This window comes from Janthinobacterium amylolyticum (assembly GCF_051380655.1).
GTDB lineage: Bacteria > Pseudomonadota > Gammaproteobacteria > Burkholderiales > Burkholderiaceae_D > Janthinobacterium.
Genome location: NZ_JBNYXL010000009.1, coordinates 120,008 through 136,811, shown reverse-complemented (window position 1 = coordinate 136,811; position 16,804 = coordinate 120,008). Strand labels below are relative to the sequence as shown.

The window sequence follows — 16,804 nt, the reverse complement described above, 5'->3', positions numbered from 1 at the left end:
CCCTGACGCCGCGCAGCACTCTTGGTCTTGCCTTGGTAAATACACTGTTTCGTGACAGATCAAAAAAACCACAGGAGACTAGCGATGCATAAACTATTCACAGCAAGCGTCAAAGCAAGCGTATTGGTGGCCGCCCTGGCCATCGCCGGCAGCGCCACCGCGCGCGACGGCAACTACACCCCCGTCGGCACCTGGAAAACCATCGACGATGCCAGCGGCAAGCCGAAATCCCTCGTCGTCATCACGGAAAGCAACGGCGTCTTGCAAGGCAAGATCGAAAAGCTGTTCCGCGCCCCGAATGAAGACCAGAACCCCAAGTGCGACAAGTGCACGGGCGCCAACAAGGACCAGCCCATCATCGGCCTGGTCATCCTGACGGGCTTGAAAAAAGACGGCGATGCATGGACGGGCGGTGAAATCACGGACCCGGCCAGCGGCAAGGTCTACAAGAGCAAGGCCGAACTGCAGGAAGGCGGCACCAAGCTGCAAGTGCGCGGCTATGTCGGCGTGCCGATGTTTGGCCGCTCGCAGACGTGGGTGCGCGAAGAATAATCAGGCATCAGCTGCCCTGTCAAAGCCGGCCCTGCGCCGGCTTTTTTGCGTGCCGCGCGGGCGCTGTCGTGTTGTTTTCCAGGCCTCGCTCGATCATTTAGATAATATTTCCGAATGACAATAGCCTATGCGCGCCACCGAACATACTTGTAGTTTCCAAAATGAAATAGTGCATGCCTGTGACGCCATCGCCCTGTAGCGACGGGCGGCATGGCGCTGCGGATGACCCCATCCGCAGATGCCCGGCAAGGTTTTGCCCATGCACAAAGGAAACACATGAACATCTTCAAGCGATATATGACCCCGCTGCTCGTCTCGGCAGGTTTGCTTGCCATGGCCGCCCTCGCCGGTTGCGGCGGCGGTGGCGACCAGGGACGCGAGCCCATCCTCGGCTTGCCGGGCGCTACCCTGTCCAGCCTGGCCGTCACGCCAGCGACGGCCACGGTCGCCATCGGCGCAGGCCAGCAATTCACGGCCATCGCCACCTACAGCGACGGCTCGTCGCAAGACGTCAGCGCCAAGGCGGCCTGGACTTCCGCCACGCCGGCCGCCGCCACCGTCAACGCCAGCAGCGGTGTCGCCGCTGGCGTGACCGCCGGCAACAGCAACATCGCCGCCACATTTGGCGGCAAGAGCGCGGCGGCGCAATTGACCGTCTCGCCCGCCACCTTGACGGCCATCGCCATCACGCCGCTCACGCCATCCATCGCCATCGGCGGCACACAGCAATTTGCCGTGAGCGGCAGTTTCAGTGACGGCGCCACGCGCGACGTCACTGCCGTCTCGGTCTTTGCCTCGGCCAACCCCGCCACGGCAAGCATGGCCGCTGGCGGCCTGGCGCTGGGCAAGATTGCCGGCACCACGCAGATCACCGCCACCACTGGCACCTTGACGGCCAGCACCGTGCTGACCGTGACGCCTGCGGTGCTGCTGTCGATCGCCGTCACGCCGCAAAATCCCACCGTGCTGATTGCCGCGACGCGCCAGCTGGCCGTCATTGCCACCTACTCGGACAGTAGCACCGCCGACGTAACGTCCGGCAGCACCTTCGTTTCCGCCACGCCAGCCTCGTCCAGCGTCGCCAGCGGCGGCCTGGTGACTGGCGTGAGCGCCGGCACCAGCGTCATGACGGCCAGCTTCAGCGGCAAAACAGCCGGAACCACTGTCACCGTGCCTGCCGCTACCCTGGTCAGCATCGCCGTCACGCCAGCCACAACCAGCATCGCCGTCGGCGGCGTACAGCAATTCGTTGCCACCGCCACCTATTCCGACAACTCGAACGCCATCATCACCAACAGCGCCATCTGGACCTCGGGAACTGTCGCCAATGCCACCGTGCTGAACACCGGTATCGCCACCGGCATCGCCGCCGGCACCAGCAGCATCACCGCGACGGCTGCCGGCCAGTCGGGCAGCGCGCTGCTGACCGTCACCAGCGTGGCCATCCCACCCGTCCTCAATCCGATCATCCTGGGCCGCGCGGCGCCGTTCGGCGTACTGGCCGGCACGTCGATCACGAATAACTCGGGCGGCACCACCCTGATCACGGGCGACGTCGGTTCGCCATCGCAAACCGTCGATCCGACCCAGGCGGCAGGCTTTACCAACTACAAGTCGGGCGCCATCCTGGCCGGCGCCATGACGGACCTGCAAGCGGCGATCACGGACGGCAACAGCCGCATCTGCGACGTCACCTTTGCCGGCGGCATCGACCTGGGCGGCCAGACCTTCGGTCCTGGCGTGTATTGCTATGCCGGCGCGATCAGCATCACGGGTACCCTGACCCTGAACGGTCCAGGCGTGTATATCTTCCGCACGGCGCTGACCTTGAACTCGACCGTCAACTCGGTGGTGGCCCTGAACAATGGCGCCACGGCCGACAACGTCACCTGGCTGCCCGTCGGCCCGACCACCCTGGCCGCGAACAGCGTCTTCAAGGGCAACATTCTGGGCCAGTCGGCCGCCATCACGGTGGGCGACAACACGACCCTGCTCAATGGCCGCGTGCTGACGGCAGCCGCCGTTACCCTGCGCAACAACCAGATCACCAAATAAACGGGACATGACCATGACTATCGCAAACACACTGGGCGCCCTGAGCGTGATGGCTGGCGCCTTGCTGGCGGCGCAATCGGCGCAGGCACAGGACAACACCTTCATCAATCCGGACTGGGCCAACAGCGCCTGGTACATCGGCGCGGGCGTGGGCCAGTCGCGCGCCAATATCGACGAGCCGCGGCTGCGCGCCAGCCTGGCCGCGAACGGCGAAACCGTCACCGGTTTTGCCAAGGACCAGCGCGACACCGGCTATAAACTGTTTGTCGGCAAGCAGCTGAACCAATACATGGCGGTGGAAGCGGGCTATTTTGACCTGGGCAAGTTCGACTTCCAGTCCACCACCAGCGGCAACGGCGTACTGAACGGGCAAGTGGGCTTTCGCGGCGTGAACCTGGACCTGCTGGGCCAGCTGCCACTGTCGCAGCGCCTGTCCTTGCTGGGGCGTGTCGGCATGCACTACACCCAGACGAATACCGAGTTCAGCGGCAACCGCCTGCTGGGGTCGTCCGATATGCGTGCGAGGGACCGCAAGCTCAACGCCAAGCTGGGCCTGGGCCTGGAATACAAGTTCAGCGAAGCGCTGGCCTTGCGCGGCGAAGTGGAACGCTATCGCGTGAACGACGCCGTCGGCAACCGTGGCGACGCGGATCTGTATTCCGTCAGCCTCGTGTATAAACTGGGCCGCCCGGCCAGTGCCACGCCGGCCTACCAGCCCGCGCCAGCGGTGGCATTGCCGCCCATCAGCGAAACCATGCCGGCCCCCGTGGCCGAAGTGAAGCCGGCGCCCGTCTCGGAAAAAGTCTCGTTTGCCGCGGAAGCGCTGTTTGATTTCGATCAGTCGACACTCAAGCCGCAAGGCAAGGCGGCGCTGGACCAGCTGCTGGGCCAGCTGCAAGGCATGGACCTGGAAGTGATCGTCACGGTCGGCCATACGGATGCCGTCGGCCCGGACGCCTACAACCAGAAACTGTCCCTGCGCCGCGCCGAAGCCGTCAAGGCGTATCTGGTGACGCAAGGCGTGGAAAGCAACCGCGTGTATACGGAAGGCAAGGGAGAAACCCAGCCTGTGGCCGACAACACGAGCGCCGCCGGGCGCGCCAAGAACCGCCGCGTGACGGTGGAAGTCGTGGGTACGAGAAAAGTGGCACGCTAAGTCAGCTGCACACGTAAAAAAACCGGCGTGGCCGGTTTTTTTACGTCCTCGGATTATGGCGTTGGCGCCGGCTTCCGATGGTGCTTGCTCAGATGCCGGTCCAGGCTGTTGGCAAACTGCTGCCGGTCCGACTGGCTGAAGGCGGCCGGGCCGCCCGTGTCGACGCCGCCGCTGCGCAATTCTTCCATGAAGGCGCGCATCGTCAGTTGCTGGGCGATATTGTCCTTGGTGTAGAACTCGCCGCGCGGGTTCAGCGCATAGCCGCCCTTGGCCAGCACATCGGCGGCCAGCGGGATGTCGCCCGTGATGACCAGATCACCCGGGTTGAGCAGACGCACAATTTCCTGGTCGGCCACGTCGGCGCCGGACGGCACTTGCACGGTGCGGATGAAACGCGACGGCGGCACGCGCAAGCCCTGGTTCGCCACCAGGGTGACGGGCAGTTCCAGGCGGTCGGCGACGCGGTACAAAATTTCCTTGATGACGACGGGGCAGGCGTCGGCGTCGATCCAGATTTGCATGCCCGCAGTCGCTTGCAAGCCCTCTTGCGCCATCACAGTTCCCACGCTTCGCCGCCGGGACCCATGCGCGGCGCGCTGACGCCGAAGTGCAGGTAGGCGGCCGGCGTGGCGACACGGCCACGCGGCGTGCGCTGCAAGAAACCTTGCTGTATCAGGTACGGTTCCAGCACGTCCTCGATGGTATCGGCCGCTTCGCCGATGGCTGCCGCCAGGTTCCCTATGCCGACGGGGCCGCCGCCGAACTTGAACAGCACGGCTTCAAGCAGCTTGCGGTCCATCACGTCGAAGCCGGCGGAATCGACGTCGAGCATGGCCAGCGCGCGGTCGGCCACCACCTTGGTGATCTCGCCATTGCTTTTGACTTCCGCGAAATCGCGCACGCGGCGCAGCAAACGGTTGGCGATGCGCGGCGTGCCGCGCGCGCGCTGGGCGATTTCGTGCGCGCCTTCCGGATCGATCGGTGCTTTCAACAGGGCGGCGCTGCGCGTGACGATTTTCGTCAATTCGCCCGTGTTGTAGAACTCCAGGCGCGCGACGATGCCGAAGCGGTCGCGCAGCGGGTTGGTCAGCATGCCCGCGCGCGTGGTGGCGCCGACCAGGGTAAACGGCTGCAAATCGAGTTTCACGGAACGGGCGGCAGGCCCTTCGCCGATCATGATATCGATCTGATAATCCTCAAGCGCCGGATACAGAATTTCTTCCACGACCGGCGACAGCCGGTGGATTTCATCGATGAACAGGACGTCGTTCGCTTCCAGGTTCGTCAGAATCGCCGCCAGATCGCCCGGGCGTTCCAGCACGGGGCCGGAGGTCTGGCGCAAGTTGACGCCCATTTCGCGCGCGATGATGTGCGCCAGGGTCGTCTTGCCCAAGCCCGGCGGGCCGAACAGCAAGGTGTGGTCGAGTGCTTCCTTGCGCTGGCGCGCGGCCGTGATGAAAATTTCCAGCTGGTCGCGGATCTTTTCCTGGCCCACATACTCATCTAACTGCTTGGGGCGCAAGGCCCGTTCGATGGCCTCCTCGTTGTGCGAGATGGGCGCCGCGTCGATGATGCGCTGTTCCGTGAAGCTGTCGGTCTGGATGCTCATGCCCTATCAGCCTTTCGACAGCGCTTTCAGCGCCAGTTTGATACCGTCCGACACGCCGGTACCGGCCGGCACGTTCTTCACGGCGGCCAGCGCTTCCTTGTCCGAATAGCCGAGCGCGACCAGTGCATTCAAAATATCCGATTGCGCGTCCGGCGCCGCATGCGCGCCCAGCGGGCCAAGATCGGCACCGATCTTGCCCTTCAATTCCAGCAACAGCCGTTCCGCCGTCTTCTTGCCGATACCGGGCACTTTCACCAAACGGCCGGAATCCTGCAGGGTGATCGCCTGCGCCAGGTCGGCAATCGTCATGCCGGAGAGAATCGACAAGGCCATGCGCGCGCCCACGCCCGTGATCTTGATCAACTGGCGGAATACGGCACGCTCTGCCGCATTGCCAAAGCCAAACAGCAGGTGCGCATCTTCGCGGATGGCCTGGTGCGTAAACAGCACGACTTTTTCGCCCACGTGGGGCAAGTTGTAAAAAGTGCTCATCGGCACGTCGACTTCATAGCCGACGCCCTGGCAATCGACCAGCAATTGTGGCGGATTCTTTTCAAGCAAAGTACCGGAGAGACGGCCTATCATCGCGTGTTCCTAATGTTATGTATATATATGGGGGCCATGCGCCTACCCTACTAAACGGCCGCGCTTCATGCGCAAACCCTGCAGCTGGGGCGCCAGCGCGCCGAGCATGGCCAGCGCATCGAGGCTGTTGGCATGGCAGATGGCCACGCCCAGCGCATCGGCCGCATCCGTGCCGGGCAAGCCGGGCAGTGATAACAGCCGGGAAACCATGTCCTGCACCTGCTCCTTGGCCGCCTTGCCGTGGCCCGTGACGGCCTGCTTCACTTGCAGCGCCGTGTATTCAGCCACCGACAGGTCGGCGTTGACGAGCGCGCAAATGGCCGCGCCACGCGCCTGGCCCAGCAGCAGGGTCGATTGGGGATTGACGTTGACAAACACTTTTTCGATGGCCGCGCAATCGGGCTGGTAGGTGCCGACGATCTCGCCCACGCCCTGCAGGATGACCTTCAGGCGCGGCGGCAATTCCCCTTCGGAACCCGTCTTGACGGTACCCGACGCGATATAGCGCAGCTTGTTGCCGTGTTTTTCAATGACCCCGAAGCCCGTGGTGCGCAGGCCAGGATCGATGCCAAGAATAATCATCGCCAGATTCTATAATGAATACGGCAGGCACCGGTGAATAACCGGTGCCTGCCGTTTTATACATCTTCACCCCACAAGCAACATCCGGGGTCGGACGGGCACGCCGAGTCCCGGCGGGTCTGACCCCAGCATTTGCCGTTGGGTTTAATTAATGACGGAAGTGACGCGTGCCCGTGTACAGCATCACGACGCCGCGCTCGTCCGCCGCGTCGATCACTTCCTGGTCGCGCATGGAGCCGCCCGGGTGGATGACGCAGGTCGCGCCCGCGTCGACAACCACGTCGAGGCCGTCGCGGAACGGGAAGAAGGCGTCCGACGCCACCACGGAACCGGTCAGCGACAGGCCCGCGTTTTGCGCCTTGATGGACGCGATGCGGGCCGAATCGATACGGCTCATCTGGCCAGCGCCCACGCCCAGGGTCATGTTATTGCCGCAGAAGACGATGGCGTTCGATTTGACGAATTTCGCCACTTTCCAGGCGAACATCAGGTCGGACAATTGCTGCGGCGTTGGCTGCAGCTTGCTGACCACGCGCAAGTCGCCGATACCGACGTTTTTCGCGTCCGGCGATTGCACCAGCAGACCGCCACCGACGCGCTTGAAGTCCATGGCGTTGACGCCTGCGCCCAGCGGGATTTCCAGCATGCGCACGTTTTGCTTGCTCGACAGAATCTGTTTCGCTTCCGCCGAGAACGACGGGGCGATCAGCACTTCGACGAACAGCTTGGCGATCTCGCCGGCGGTGGCGCCGTCGAGTTCCGTGTTGAAGGCGATGATGCCGCCAAATGCGGAAGTCGGGTCCGTCTGCAGGGCGCGCGCGTACGCTTCGGCCGCATTCTTGCCCAGGGCCACGCCGCATGGGTTCGCGTGCTTGACGATGACGCAGGCCGCGCTGTGCTCGAAGCCGCCCAGGCTCTTCACGCATTCCCAGGCCGCATCGGCGTCGGCGATGTTGTTGTACGACAATTCCTTGCCTTGCAGCTGGCGGTAGTTGGCCAGCGCGCCATCGGTGGTGACCAGGTCGCGGTAGAAGGCGGCGCTCTGGTGCGGGTTCTCGCCGTAGCGCATGTCCTGCACTTTTTCAAAGGCAACGTTCAGGATCTGCGGATAGGCACCGCGCTCGGCGTGCACCTTCGTCGGACCCAGGCTGGTCAGGTAGTTGGTGATGGCGCCATCGTATTGCGCCGTGTGCGCAAAGACTTTTTTCGCCAGCATGAACTTGGTGTCATAGCTGACGTCGCCTGCCTTGCCGTCGGCCGCACGCATTTCCGCCAGCACCACGTCATAGTCGGTCGGATCGCAGATGACGACCACGTCCTTGTGGTTCTTGGCCGCCGAACGCAGCATGGTCGGGCCGCCGATATCGATGTTCTCAATCGCGTCTTCCAGGGTGCAGTCGGCCTTGGCGACCGTGCCCTGGAACGGGTACAGGTTGACCACCACCATGTCGATGGTCGGCATGTCGTGCTCGACCAGTTTGGACATGTGCTCAGGGAAATCACGGCGCGCCAGGATACCGCCGTGCACTTTCGGGTGCAGGGTTTTCACACGGCCATCGAGCATCTCCGGGAAACCCGTGTAGTCGGCGACTTCCGTCACGGGTACACCGTTGTCTGCCAGCAATTTTGCGGTACCGCCGGTGGACAGGAGGTTGACGCCGAGGGCGGACAGGGCACGGGCGAATTCGAGAACGCCGGTCTTGTCGGAAACGGAGAGGAGAGCTTGTTTGATCATGGCTGTGGCTAGGTGGTTAAGTGTTCTTGGCGAATGGCGCAGGGGCAAAGGCTGCGGCGGATTCAAATCTTGGCGTCACTTGCATGCCGGCATTACAGCAAACCGTGCTCCTGCAATTTCTTGCGCAGCGTGTTGCGGTTAATGCCCAGCATCTGCGCGGCATGCGACTGGTTGCCATCGGCGCGTGTCATCACGACTTCCAGGATGGGCTTTTCCACGGTCAGCACGACCATGTCGTAGATATTCGATGCTTGCTGTTCGCCCAGGTCATTGAAGTAATCTTCTAGACTTTTCTGTACGACTTCCTGAATGCTTTCTTTGCTCATTTGTATGCTTCAACCGGCTGAACACCTGACAATCCACTGCCGCGGCGCTCATGCGGGCCGCTTGCTGCCATCTTGTCTCGGTGTTGTAATTAATATTGCATGACGCTCTGTATAGGCGCTCGCCCTTGTACTGCTGGTAACTTATTCACCTGCTTGTTGCTATCTGCTCATGCTGCCGTGGCCATAGTTTTGATCTCATCGATCAGGCCACTTTCACTGGATTCGGAGAGGCGGTATTGTAACCGCTCGCCAAATTTCCATTGCGACTCAAAAAATTGATCGACGGCCAGCAATTGCGCATCCGTCGACTCCAGCACATTCATTTGCTGGCGGAACGCTTCCCCGCCTTCCAGGTCCTTCACATACCAGCCGATGTGCTTGCGCGCCGTGCGCACGCCGAGAAATTCGCCATAAAACGCGTAATGGGCGCGCAAATGCTCGTCCATCAGGCTGCGCACTTCGTCCACGTACGGCGCTGGCAGCAAAGTACCGGTGCGCAGGAAATGGTCGATCTCACGGCAAATCCACGGCCGGCCCTGCGCCGCGCGGCCGATCATGACGGCATCGGCGCCCGTTTGATCGAGCACAAAGCGGGCCTTTTCCGGACTGGTAATGTCGCCATTGGCCACCACGGGAATACCCACCGACGCTTTCACAGCGGCAATGGTTTCATATTCGGCATCGCCCTTGTAGCCATCGGCGCGCGTGCGGCCATGCAAAGTCAGCATCTGGATGCCGGCTTGCTCGGCGATGCGGGCGATTTTCAGGGCATTCCTGTTTTCGCGGTTCCAGCCCGTGCGAAATTTCAGGGTGACGGGCACGTCGACGGCATTGACGACGGCGTGCAGGATCTTTTCGACCAGGCTTTCGTTTTGCAACAGGGCCGAACCGCACCAGCTGTTGCATACCTTCTTCACGGGGCACCCCATGTTGATGTCGATGATCTGCGCGCCCCGGTCCACATTGAACTTGGCGCAATCGGCCAGGTCTTGCGGATCGGCACCGGCGATCTGCACGGCTTTCGGCTCCATCTCGCCTGCATGGTCCGTGCGGCGCGAGCTTTTTTCCGTCGCCCACAGGCGCGGATTCGACGCCGCCATTTCCGACACGGCGTAACCGGCACCCAACTGCTTGCACAACTGGCGGAAAGGCCGATCCGTCACACCCGCCATGGGAGCGACGAAAACGTTGTTGCGCAGAATGTGAGGGCCGATTTGCACTGAGGAACCTGGAATGGACGGAGGAACCTGCTATTTTAACCGATTCCCTGCCTAATTAATAAGCACTATTTTTTTGCTTCAGTGCGCCTGGGCGGGCGCCGCGCTTGTGCAGTACAGCAAAACAGGGCGCCGGCGGACAGCGCCGGCGGCTCGCCCGGCTCTTGACCCGGCGCTTAGCCCAGCTCGTCCATTGCGGGCGCGCTCAGGTGTTCGATATTGCCCCAGTGCACCAAATGCAGCTTGCCGTCCGCATACGAGAAACGGTTGACGCTGGCATTTTTCACCTGGAAGTCGCGCGGACTGTCGAGCGTCATGCCGACCGCTTCGCGGTAAGCGCATTCGAGCACGCCGCCATGCGCCACGATGGCGATGGTCTGGCCGTCATACCGTTCGGCCCAGCGGGCGATGGCGCCATTCGCGCGCGCATAAAACTGTCGGAAGCTCTCGGCTTGCCGTTCGCCCGAGGGCATCACGGCATCGATCTGGCGCGATTGCCACTGCGCATATTCATGCGGATAGCGCTCGGCGATATCGGCATACAGCAAGCCTTCAAAGGCACCATAGCAGCGCTCGCGCAGCAAGGGGTCCGTCTGCACGGGCAAGTGCTTCACGTCGGCAACGGCTTGCGCCGTCTGCCGCGCGCGCTGCAGATCGCTGGCAATGATGGCGGCCAGCGGCTCACCGGCCAGCGCCTGCCCCAGCGCGCAAGCTTGCGCCAGGCCCGCTGCGTTCAGGGCGATGTCGATATGGCCCTGCAGGCGGCGGCCCGCATTCCAGGCCGTCTCGCCATGGCGTATCAGTAAAATCGTGGTGCTCATGCTTTATTTTTTCAGGGTAAGTGCCAGCTCGGGGTTCAGCGAATAGGCAACGACGAGCTGGGCTTCGTCGAGGATGTGGCCGTAGAGCGCGGCATGCGCCTGCTGCCCCGTAAAACGCTCGGGCAAGGCCAACTGCGCCACGTCGAGCGCATACAGGCGAAACAGGTAATGGTGGATGCGTTCGTCATTCCACGGCGGGCACGGGCCATCATAGCCGTAATAGTCGCCAGCCATGGCGGCATCGCCGGCAAACCAGGCCGTGTAGTCGTTAATGCCCTGGCGCAGCCCAGGACCGGCAGCCTTGCCACGCGGCGTGATGCCACTGGAAAATTCACCGGCGGCAATAACCCGCATGGCCGGCGGCAAATCGAGCAAGCTCCAGTGATAAAAGTCGCTGCGCAGCGCCGTCAGCGGCAGGGCCTGATCATCGCGGTTGGCCAGGCTGGCGTCTTGCGGCGCATCGGGGTCGATGCAGAACAGGGCCAGCGACTCGGTGCCGTTGGGCACCTCGTCCCAGGCCAGATGGGGATTGCGGTTGCCCGCGAGGCGCACGCGGCTGGCCGGATCGATCTCGGCAAAGGCATACTCGGCCGGCATCAGGCCGCCATCACGAAACGTCTCGCTCCACAATTTCATCGCTTGCTCCTCTTTATAGTTATGGCTTTGCGCTTATTTGGCATTCACTTGCAGCCAGAACGTGACCGGGCCATCGTTGGTCAAGGACACTTGCATGTCGGCGCCAAACTGCCCCGTTTCCACGCCCGCATGGCGGCTGCGCGCCTGTTCCACGAAATGCGTGAACAGGCGCAAACCGTCCTGCGGCGCGGCCGCCGGGGTGAACGACGGGCGGGTGCCGGACTTGGTGTCGGCCGCCAAGGTGAACTGCGGCACCAGCAGCAGGCCGCCGGCCACGTCCGCCACGCTGCGGTTCATCTTGCCCGCCTCGTCGGCAAACACGCGGTAGCCAAGCAGCTTGGTCAGCAGGGCGTCCGCTTCCTTCTGCGTATCGCCCCGCTCCGCGCACACCAGCACCATCAGGCCCGCGCCGATGGCGCCAATGGTGGCGCCATCGACATCGACTTTGGCCTGCGTGACGCGCTGCAGCAGCGCGATCATGCCGTCAAGGTGACGCGCGCGAAGCTGCGCTTGCCAACTTGCAGGACGAACTGGCCGGCCGCCACTTGCAAGCCCTTGTCGCTGATGACGGTGCCGTCGATGCGCACGCCGCCCTGGTCGATCTTGCGCATGGCTTCCGAGGTGGATGGGCACAGGCCCGCCTGCTTGAGCAATTGCGGGATGCCCAGCGGCGCGCCGGCCAGGGTCACTTCCGGGATATCGTCGGGAATGCCGCCTTTCGAGCGGTTGACGAAGTCGGCCAATGCATCTTCGGCCGCCTGCTGCGAGTGGAAGCGGGCAACGATCTCTTGCGCCAGCGCAACCTTGGCATCGCGCGGATTGCGGCCTTCCTCGACTTCGCGCTTCAGCTGCGCCAGCTCGTCGATCGAGCGCCACGACAGCAACTCGTAGTAACGCCACATCATGACGTCGGAAATGCTCATCAGCTTGGCGAACATGGTGTTGCCCGGCTCAGTGATGCCGATGTAGTTGTTCTTCGACTTGGACATTTTTTCCACGCCGTCCAAACCTTCCAGCAGCGGCATGGTCAAAATACACTGCTGCTCCTGTCCGTACTGCTTTTGCAGTTCGCGGCCCACCAGCAGGTTGAACTTCTGGTCCGTGCCGCCCAGTTCCAGGTCCGATTTCAGGGCCACCGAGTCATAGCCCTGCATCAGCGGGTACAGGAATTCATGCACGGAAATAGGAATGCCGCCCTGGAAGCGCTTGGTGAAGTCGTCGCGCTCGATCATGCGCGCCACCGTGTAATGGGAAGCGAGCTGGATGATGCCGCGCGCGCCCAGCGGATCGCACCATTCGGAGTTATAGCGGATTTCCGTCTTGCTGGCGTCCAGCACCAAAGATGCTTGCGCGAAATACGTCATCGCGTTAATCTCGATCTGTTCCTTGGTCAGCGGCGGGCGCGTGACATTGCGGCCCGAAGGGTCGCCGATCATGGAAGTGAAGTCGCCGATGAGGAAAATGACTTGATGGCCGAGGTTTTGCAGCTGGCGCATCTTGTTCAGGACGACAGTATGACCCAGGTGCAAGTCAGGTGCGGTCGGATCCAGGCCCAGTTTGATGCGCAGGGGAATACCGGTTTTCTCGGAGCGTGCTAATTTTTGCGCAAATTCGCTTTCGATCAAGAGTTCGTCGACGCCACGCTTGGTAATCGCGAGGGCTTCTTGTACTCTGTCCGACAGCGGAAGCGCGGTCTGAGCTGCGTTAGCCTTTGTAGGCGATGCGGTGGTGTTGATTTCCATAAAATTTGACTGTAGATCTCAAAATGGTAGTAGGTTTGCGGAGTTTGTTATAATGCTCGATCCCATCAATCTTGCCGTATGAAAACGAATCAAAATAACAATAACAAAGAGCGCTAGCTCAGGTCACGTTCAAGGGCAAATTTTAACTGATTGCATGAACCCTATACATAAAATCACAGGCTCACGCTTGTACACACAGCTGACGACGACGCGCAAGGCACGCATTATCAGCGTGTCGGCAGTGTTGCTCACCGTGGCCGCCTTTGGCGCCGTCGCGGTGTCGCCCATGGCGCCTGATGCCTCCGATCTGCCGGTCACCTCGATCGCCCAGAACCTGGAAATGCCGGACATCGCCTCGCAAATCTCCGCGATGGAACAGGTAGACCAGAATTTCACCCACGAAGAAAAAGTCCGCGCCGGCGATACCCTCGCCACGCTGCTGACCCGTCTCGGCGTGGATGATGCGGCGGCCGCCAATTTCATCAAATCCGACAAGATCGCGCGCGGCGTGATGCTGCTGAAATCGGGCAAGCGCGTACAGGCGCAGACCTCCGAAACCGGCGAACTCAACTGGATGCGCGCCACCCTGGTCGACGGCACCGACAAATCGGTCAAGAACATCCTGATCACCCGCAAGGGCGACAAGTTCGTGGCCACGGAAGTGGCAGCCCAGCTGGAACGCCGCGTTGAAATGCACGCGCGCAAGATCACTTCCACCCTGTTCGCCGCCACCGATTCCAGCCTGGACGGCACCCGCCTGCCAGACTCGATTTCCGCGCAAATCGTGGAAATGTTCTCCACCAATATCGACTTCCGTTCCGACCTGAAACGCGGCGACTCCTTCAATGTGGTCTACGAAACGTTCTGGCAAGATGGCGAATTCGTCCGAGCGGGCCGCATCCTGGCCGGTGAATTCACCAACCGCGGCACGACCTACCAGTCCGTTTGGTTTGAAGACCCGGCCACCAAGCAAGGCGGCGGTTACTACAGCTTCGACGGCAAGTCCCTCAAAAAAGCCTTCCTCAAATCCCCTCTCGAATTCTCCCGCATCTCGTCCGGCTTCTCCATGCGCGTGCACCCGATTTCCGGCAACTGGAAAGCGCACAAAGGCATCGATTTCGCCGCAGCAACGGGCACGCCTATCCGCGCGTCGGGCGATGGCGTGGTCGATTCGGTCGGCATGCAAAATGGCTACGGTAATGTTGTTGTCCTGAAACACTGGTCCAACTACAGCACCGCCTATGCACACATGAGCCGCTTTGCTTCCGGCCTGAAAAAAGGTCAAAAAGTGAGCCAGGGCGATGTGATCGGCTATGTCGGCACCACCGGCTGGTCCACGGGCGCCCACTTGCACTATGAATTCCGCGTCGGCGGCGTGGCGAAAGATCCGCGCACCCTGAACGTGACGGCGCAAGCCCCGCTGACGGCCGCTGAACTGAGCCGCTTCCGCCTCGTCTCCAACGACATGATGCACCGCTTCACCCTGCTGCGTCCGAACGACACGGCACTGGCTTCGCGCTAAGCAACACTGCCTTCGGGCAAGCAACAAAGGCACCGCCCATGCAGATGGCCGGTGCCTTTGTTTTATGCGGCGTGCGTTTGCGGCGCGCAGAAAATGCGGCACAATAAGCGCCTCACACTGCCAACACCAAGGAATTCCCATGCTGTATATCGGTTTGATGTCGGGCACCAGCCTCGATGGCGTTGACGGCGCACTGGTCGACTTTGCCGACGATGGCAGCGTGCGCAGCCTGGGCGACGCGTACATTCCGTTTCCCGCCAGCCTGCGCGCCGACCTGATGGCATTGCAAAGCGCGGGCCCGAATGAAATCGAACGCGAGGCGCTGGCCGCCAACGCGCTGGTACGCCACTACGCGCATTGCGTGGCCATGCTGCTCAACAATGCCGACATCGGCGCGGACGCCATCGCCGCCATCGGCGCGCACGGCCAGACCATCCGCCACCGCCCCGAACTGGGCTTTACGCGCCAGTTGAACAACCCGGCCCTGCTGGCTGAACTGACAGGCATCGACGTCATCGCCGACTTGCGCAGCCGCGACGTGGCGGCCGGCGGCCAGGGCGCGCCGCTGGTGCCCGCCTTCCACCAGGCCATCTTCAATGTGCCGGGCCACACGCGCGTGCTGGCCAATATCGGCGGCATCAGCAATATCAGCGTGCTGCACGCGGACGGCGGCGTGGCGGGCTACGACACGGGCCCCGGCAATGCGCTGATGGATGGCTGGGTCCTGCGGCACCTTGGCCAGCCCTACGACGCCAACGGCGCCTGGGCGGCGACGGGCCAGGTGATTCCCGCCCTGCTGGCCGATTTGCTGAACGAACCCTATTTCGCCCTGCCGGCGCCAAAAAGCACGGGACGCGACCTGTTCCATGCCGACTGGCTGAACGCCAAGCTGGGAAATTATCCATCCGCCCTGCCGGCCGACGTGCAGGCGACCCTGACGCAGCTGACGGCCGCCAGCCTGGCGCAGGCCATCGCGCGCGACGGCGCGCAGGCGGAACATGTGTATGTATGTGGCGGCGGCGCGCAGAACGCCAGCCTGATGGCGGCCCTGGCCGCTGAATTGCCGGGCATGGCGGTGGCCTCCACGGCAGACCTGGGCGTGGCGCCCAGCCAGGTCGAGGCGCTGGCGTTCGCCTGGCTGGCCTGGCGCTTTACGCAGCGCAAGCCGGGCAACTTGCCGGCCGTGACGGGCGCGCAGGGATTACGCGTGCTGGGGGCGCTGTACCCGCGCTGACACAGAAGGTTGCTTCAGAAACACAAATAGCGGATCATCGATCCGCTATTTTTTATGCGACGCCTGCAAACCGCCGCGCCTGAAAAACGTTCAGGCCAAGGCGCATTGCCAAAGACAGTACGAATAGTACGACGAGGCAAGGCAACGCCGCCATGGGCGTTTTCCCAGGTGTGCTTATACCGAGAAAGACGAACCGCAACCGCAGGTGGAAGTCGCCGTTGGATTCTTGATCACGAACTGCGCGCCTTCCAGGTCATCCTTGTAGTCGATTTCCGCGCCGACCAGGTACTGGTAGCTCATGGAATCGATCAGCAGCTGGACGCCATTCTTGACCATGGTGGTGTCATCTTCGTTGACGATTTCGTCGAAGGTGAAGCCATACTGGAAACCGGAGCAGCCGCCGCCCTGCACGAAAACGCGCAATTTCAGGTCGGGATTGCCTTCTTCTTCGATCAGCTGCGCGACTTTTTCAGCGGCGCTATCGGTAAAGATAATAGGGGAAGGGATCACATCTTGCATTTCAGCGACGGCATTCATATCAGGCACTCCTACTAGAAAACATTAAGTCATTATAGACTGTTGGCGCAAGTCGCGCTGCGACCGCCGCTGATGCGGCTGGCCGGTGTTGTTCCTGCTCACATTTCCGACACGGCAAGGTGCAGCACGGGGTCGGCGCTGTCGTGGCGGCTCAGCTTGCCCTGCACCAATGCGCCGCTGTGCATTTCCAGCACCTTGTAATACACCTCACCTACAATGCGGGCCTTGGGCTGGATTTCAAGCATTTCGGACACATACACGGGGCCGTTGATCTCGCCGCTGACCACCAGGCAGGAACAGCGCACTTCGCCATCGATGCGCCCCGCCTCGCCCAGCACCACATAGGTGGTGTCGCCCGGCTCGCCTGTGACATTGCCGCGCACATGGCCATCGATGCGCAGGCCGCCGCAAAACAGCAAGTCGCCCTCGATCCGCGTCGAGGCGCCGATCAGGGTGTCGATGGGGTTTTTCGCGTTGCGCTCGAACATGAACGTC

The 16,804-nt window shown here is 62.2% G+C and carries 18 protein-coding genes; 5 read left to right on the top strand and 13 right to left on the bottom strand.

The genetic code is table 11. The features are described 5' to 3' along the window. The first annotated feature begins 84 nt into the window (after positions 1-84). The 3 genes from ACQ4WR_RS19860 (at position 85) to ACQ4WR_RS19850 (ending at position 3,763) form a co-directional block, all read left to right on the top strand. Positions 85-552: a DUF2147 domain-containing protein gene (locus ACQ4WR_RS19860; RefSeq protein ID WP_102294347.1), complete on the top strand. Its 468-nt coding sequence runs from the start codon at positions 85-87 to the stop codon at positions 550-552. A gap of 276 nt (positions 553-828) precedes the next feature. Continuing rightward, positions 829-2,607, top strand: a complete 1,779-nt coding sequence (locus ACQ4WR_RS19855; RefSeq protein ID WP_436489413.1) for an ice-binding family protein — start codon at positions 829-831, stop codon at positions 2,605-2,607. A 13-nt stretch (positions 2,608-2,620) separates the two neighbouring features. After that, on the top strand, positions 2,621-3,763 hold the full coding sequence (locus ACQ4WR_RS19850; RefSeq protein ID WP_436489411.1) for an OmpA family protein: 1,143 nt from the start codon (positions 2,621-2,623) through the stop codon (positions 3,761-3,763). Between the two features lie 53 nt (positions 3,764-3,816). On the opposite strand, the gene ACQ4WR_RS19845 is transcribed toward ACQ4WR_RS19850, so the two are convergent. From ACQ4WR_RS19845 to tyrS, 11 genes are all read right to left on the bottom strand, one after another. Then, positions 3,817-4,284: a YaiI/YqxD family protein gene (locus tag ACQ4WR_RS19845; RefSeq protein ID WP_102294346.1), complete on the bottom strand. Its 468-nt coding sequence runs from the start codon at positions 4,282-4,284 to the stop codon at positions 3,817-3,819. A gap of 32 nt (positions 4,285-4,316) precedes the next feature. Further along, positions 4,317-5,372, bottom strand: a complete 1,056-nt coding sequence (ruvB, locus tag ACQ4WR_RS19840) for a Holliday junction branch migration DNA helicase RuvB (protein WP_034749202.1) — start codon at positions 5,370-5,372, stop codon at positions 4,317-4,319. 6 nt (positions 5,373-5,378) lie between these two features. Then, positions 5,379-5,957 carry a Holliday junction branch migration protein RuvA gene (gene ruvA, locus ACQ4WR_RS19835; RefSeq protein ID WP_436489409.1) on the bottom strand — a complete coding sequence of 193 codons (579 nt, stop codon included), beginning with the start codon at positions 5,955-5,957 and terminating at the stop codon, positions 5,379-5,381. Positions 5,958-5,999: 42 nt separating this feature from the next. Beyond that, complete coding sequence (ruvC, locus tag ACQ4WR_RS19830) at positions 6,000-6,539, bottom strand: crossover junction endodeoxyribonuclease RuvC (RefSeq protein ID WP_102294344.1); 540 nt, start codon at positions 6,537-6,539, stop codon at positions 6,000-6,002. Between the two features lie 148 nt (positions 6,540-6,687). Continuing rightward, on the bottom strand, positions 6,688-8,274 hold the full coding sequence (purH, locus tag ACQ4WR_RS19825; protein WP_102294343.1) for a bifunctional phosphoribosylaminoimidazolecarboxamide formyltransferase/IMP cyclohydrolase: 1,587 nt from the start codon (positions 8,272-8,274) through the stop codon (positions 6,688-6,690). 92 nt (positions 8,275-8,366) lie between these two features. Beyond that, on the bottom strand, positions 8,367-8,600 hold the full coding sequence (locus tag ACQ4WR_RS19820) for a helix-turn-helix domain-containing protein (RefSeq protein WP_008445162.1): 234 nt from the start codon (positions 8,598-8,600) through the stop codon (positions 8,367-8,369). Between the two features lie 167 nt (positions 8,601-8,767). Next, the gene (dusB, locus tag ACQ4WR_RS19815; protein ID WP_436489406.1) at positions 8,768-9,820 is read right to left on the bottom strand and encodes a tRNA dihydrouridine synthase DusB; all 1,053 of its coding nucleotides are present in this window, start codon (positions 9,818-9,820) and stop codon (positions 8,768-8,770) included. Positions 9,821-9,993: 173 nt separating this feature from the next. Beyond that, positions 9,994-10,638, bottom strand: a complete 645-nt coding sequence (locus tag ACQ4WR_RS19810) for a histidine phosphatase family protein (protein ID WP_102294341.1) — start codon at positions 10,636-10,638, stop codon at positions 9,994-9,996. A gap of 3 nt (positions 10,639-10,641) precedes the next feature. Beyond that, positions 10,642-11,274, bottom strand: coding sequence for a YbhB/YbcL family Raf kinase inhibitor-like protein (locus ACQ4WR_RS19805; protein WP_436489404.1), 633 nt, complete (start codon positions 11,272-11,274; stop codon positions 10,642-10,644). Positions 11,275-11,307: 33 nt separating this feature from the next. Then, entirely contained in the window at positions 11,308-11,754 is a 447-nt protein-coding gene (gene dtd / locus ACQ4WR_RS19800) for a D-aminoacyl-tRNA deacylase (protein ID WP_102294339.1), read from the bottom strand. Further along, positions 11,751-13,016 (bottom strand): tyrosine--tRNA ligase, encoded by a 1,266-nt coding sequence (gene tyrS / locus ACQ4WR_RS19795; RefSeq protein ID WP_436489402.1) that lies wholly within the window; start codon positions 13,014-13,016, stop codon positions 11,751-11,753. The genes dtd and tyrS overlap by 4 nt, the downstream gene beginning before the upstream one ends. A gap of 154 nt (positions 13,017-13,170) precedes the next feature. Between tyrS and ACQ4WR_RS19790 the strand changes: the two genes are divergently transcribed. Both ACQ4WR_RS19790 and ACQ4WR_RS19785 read left to right on the top strand, forming a co-directional pair. Then, complete coding sequence (locus ACQ4WR_RS19790) at positions 13,171-14,538, top strand: M23 family metallopeptidase (RefSeq protein WP_102294337.1); 1,368 nt, start codon at positions 13,171-13,173, stop codon at positions 14,536-14,538. Positions 14,539-14,677: 139 nt separating this feature from the next. Then, the gene (locus ACQ4WR_RS19785; RefSeq protein WP_436489400.1) at positions 14,678-15,772 is read left to right on the top strand and encodes an anhydro-N-acetylmuramic acid kinase; all 1,095 of its coding nucleotides are present in this window, start codon (positions 14,678-14,680) and stop codon (positions 15,770-15,772) included. Between the two features lie 174 nt (positions 15,773-15,946). On the opposite strand, the gene erpA is transcribed toward ACQ4WR_RS19785, so the two are convergent. Then, the gene (erpA, locus tag ACQ4WR_RS19780) at positions 15,947-16,309 is read right to left on the bottom strand and encodes an iron-sulfur cluster insertion protein ErpA (protein WP_029496047.1); all 363 of its coding nucleotides are present in this window, start codon (positions 16,307-16,309) and stop codon (positions 15,947-15,949) included. A gap of 98 nt (positions 16,310-16,407) precedes the next feature. Further along, positions 16,408-16,797 carry a bactofilin family protein gene (locus ACQ4WR_RS19775; RefSeq protein ID WP_102294360.1) on the bottom strand — a complete coding sequence of 130 codons (390 nt, stop codon included), beginning with the start codon at positions 16,795-16,797 and terminating at the stop codon, positions 16,408-16,410. Positions 16,798-16,804: the final 7 nt, after the last annotated feature.